The organism is Dietzia sp. DQ12-76 (genome assembly GCF_014145045.1).
Lineage (GTDB): Bacteria > Actinomycetota > Actinomycetes > Mycobacteriales > Mycobacteriaceae > Dietzia.
On the sequence record NZ_JAALDV010000333.1, the window covers coordinates 1 to 2508 of the forward strand.

Here is a 2508-nt window from a genome sequence, read left to right on the forward strand (position 1 = left end):
GGGGCCTGAGGGGTTTCCGGGCCGCCCGTGCCGCCGGGCCCCGGCCGCCTCTCCGCTCGGGTAGGTCGGTCGGTGCCGATCGGGCCGTCCCCGGGGTGCCGGGTGGCCAGAACGTCGCGCGAGGTGTTCCGGCAGGGTCGCTCGCCGGGCAAGAGTGATCGGTGTCACACACACCGCCCCGCCGCTGGTGGGGATCGCTCGAGCAGGAGGCGCACGATGGCGATCGAACTGAATCAGATCTGGGACATGCCGATCAAGGAGTTCCACCCGCTCCCCAAGGCGCTGTTGGGGGTGGGGGCGCACGACATCCTCGGCGTGGAGGCCAAGAAGTTGGGGATGACCCGCGTCCTCATCATGACCACCGGGTTGCGCGGATCGGGGATCATCGAGGAGCTCAAGGGCAAGATCGAGTACCAGGGTCTCGACGTCGTGGTCTTCGACAAGGTCGAGTCCAACCCCAAGGACTACAACGTCATGGACGCCGCGGCGCTCTACAACTCCGAGAAGTGCGACGGCATCATCTCGGTGGGCGGAGGCTCCAGCCACGACGCCGCCAAGGGCGCACGCGTGGTGATCGCCCACGACGGCCGCGACATCAACGAGTTCCAGGGCTTCTCCAAGTCCACCAACTTCGAGAACCCTCCGCACATCGCCGTGTCCACCACAGCGGGAACCGGTGCGGAGACCTCGTGGGCGTACGTCATCACCGACACCTCGGACATGGACCACCCGCACAAGTGGGTCGCGTTCGACGACGCCAGCCTGGTCTCGCTGGCGATGGACGACCCGCTCCTCTACTACTCCTGCCCCCAGCACTTCACCGCGTACTGCGGGTTCGACGTCCTCGCGCACTGTTCGGAGCCGTACGTGTCGCGGCTCGACTTCGCCCCCTCGCTGGGCAACGCGTTGTACGCGACCAAGCTCGTGGCGGACAACCTCACCACGGCCGTGTACGACCCGCGCAACCTCGACGCGCGCACCGGGATGATGAACGCGCAGTACATCGCCACCCAGGCGTTCAACTCGGGCGGACTCGGGATGATCCACTCGATGTCCCACGCGATCAGCGCGTACTACGACACCCACCACGGCCTGAACAACGCGATCGCGCTGCCCCGGGTGTGGGAGTACAACCTGCCGGCCCGTTATCAGCGGTACGCCGAACTCGCCCCGCAGATGGGCGTGGACACCCGGAACATGACGACCGTCCAGGCGGCCGACGCCGCGGTGGAGGCCGCCATCCGGTTGTCCAAGGACGTCGGCATCCCGGACAACTTCAGCCAGATCACGCCGGGGCTGTACGAGAAGAACCAGATGGACACGGGCAAGTACAAGGGCAAGGGCGACAGGATCGACACCTCCGCGGAGAACGTCCGCAGGATCGCCGAGCACATGATGGGTGACGCGTGCACCCCGGGCAACCCGCGCGAGTCCACGGTCGAGTCCCTGATCCCCATGGTCGAGCACGCCATGACCGGCTCCTACTGATCGGCGAGGACGGAAAGGGCCCGACCATGGGTGTCATCCCAGACCGCCCCGACGAGGCGGGAACCGCTGACGCGGCGATCGACGTCGACCTCCTCCGGGAGGCGCTGCGGGCGACGGGGTACATCGTCGACCGGGAGTTGGCGACCGTCGTGCACCTGGCGACGGTCCTCGACAGGCCGCTGCTGCTGGAGGGCCCGGCCGGTGTGGGGAAGACCGAACTGGCCAAGTCGCTCGCGACCGCGTTCGGGCGTCGGTTGGTCCGGCTGCAGTGTTACGAGGGCCTGGACGACGCCCGGGCGCTGTACGAGTGGGACTACGCCAAGCAGCTGCTGCACGTCCAGATGCTCCGGGACCGGATCACGGCCGAACTGCAGGCTCACGAGGACCTCGGCGCCGCCTCGGCAGCGCTGGCGGAGATGGAGGTGGGGATCCACGGCGAGGACTTCCTGGTGACCAGGCCGCTGCTCGAGGCCATCACCTCCGAGGACCCGGTCGTCCTGCTCATCGACGAGATCGACCGCACCGAGGAGTCGCTCGAGGCGATGCTGTTGGAGGTGCTCGCGGAGAAGCAGGTGACGATCCCCGAGCTCGGGACCTTTCGCGCGCGAACGACTCCCTGGGTGGTGCTCACCTCCAATGACACGCGGGAGCTGTCCAGCGCCCTCAAGCGCCGGTGCCTGCACTTCCACGTGGACTTCCCGGACGCCGCGAGGGAGACGGAGATCGTCCGGTCCCGGGCGCCCGAGGTGTCGGAACCGGTCGCGGCCGACGTGGTGGACAAGGCGCGCCGACTGCGTGAGATGCCCCTGCGTAAGGCCCCGTCGATCTCCGAGGTGGTGGACGCGGCGCGGGCCGCGTCCGTGTGGGAACCGGACAGCCCGGAGCTCGGCTGGGTGCTGGCCGCCGCCCTACTGAAGTACCGGTCCGACGACGACGCCGCGCGTGAGGTCCTCACGGGGGTCCACGACGGGATGCTCGCCGGGGTGCACGGCGAGCCGCCCGGTGGTGGCACCGCGGCGA

Annotated in this window: 2 protein-coding genes; both read left to right on the forward strand. The window is 68.6% G+C overall.

The genetic code is table 11. The features are described 5' to 3' along the window. Positions 1-216 precede the first annotated feature (216 nt). The gene (mdo, locus tag G6019_RS11615) at positions 217-1488 is read left to right on the forward strand and encodes an NDMA-dependent methanol dehydrogenase (RefSeq protein ID WP_107755406.1); all 1272 of its coding nucleotides are present in this window, start codon (positions 217-219) and stop codon (positions 1486-1488) included. A gap of 26 nt (positions 1489-1514) precedes the next feature. Then, the coding region (locus tag G6019_RS11620) for a MadB family AAA-type ATPase (protein ID WP_241726013.1) at positions 1515-2508 on the forward strand (994 nt) is incomplete at its 3' end.

Bases quoted from the DNA above. Each gene is read 5' to 3' on its own strand.
- mdo (WP_107755406.1), top strand. From the start codon at position 217: ATGGCGATCGAACTGAATCAGATCTGGGACATGCCGATCAAGGAGTTC.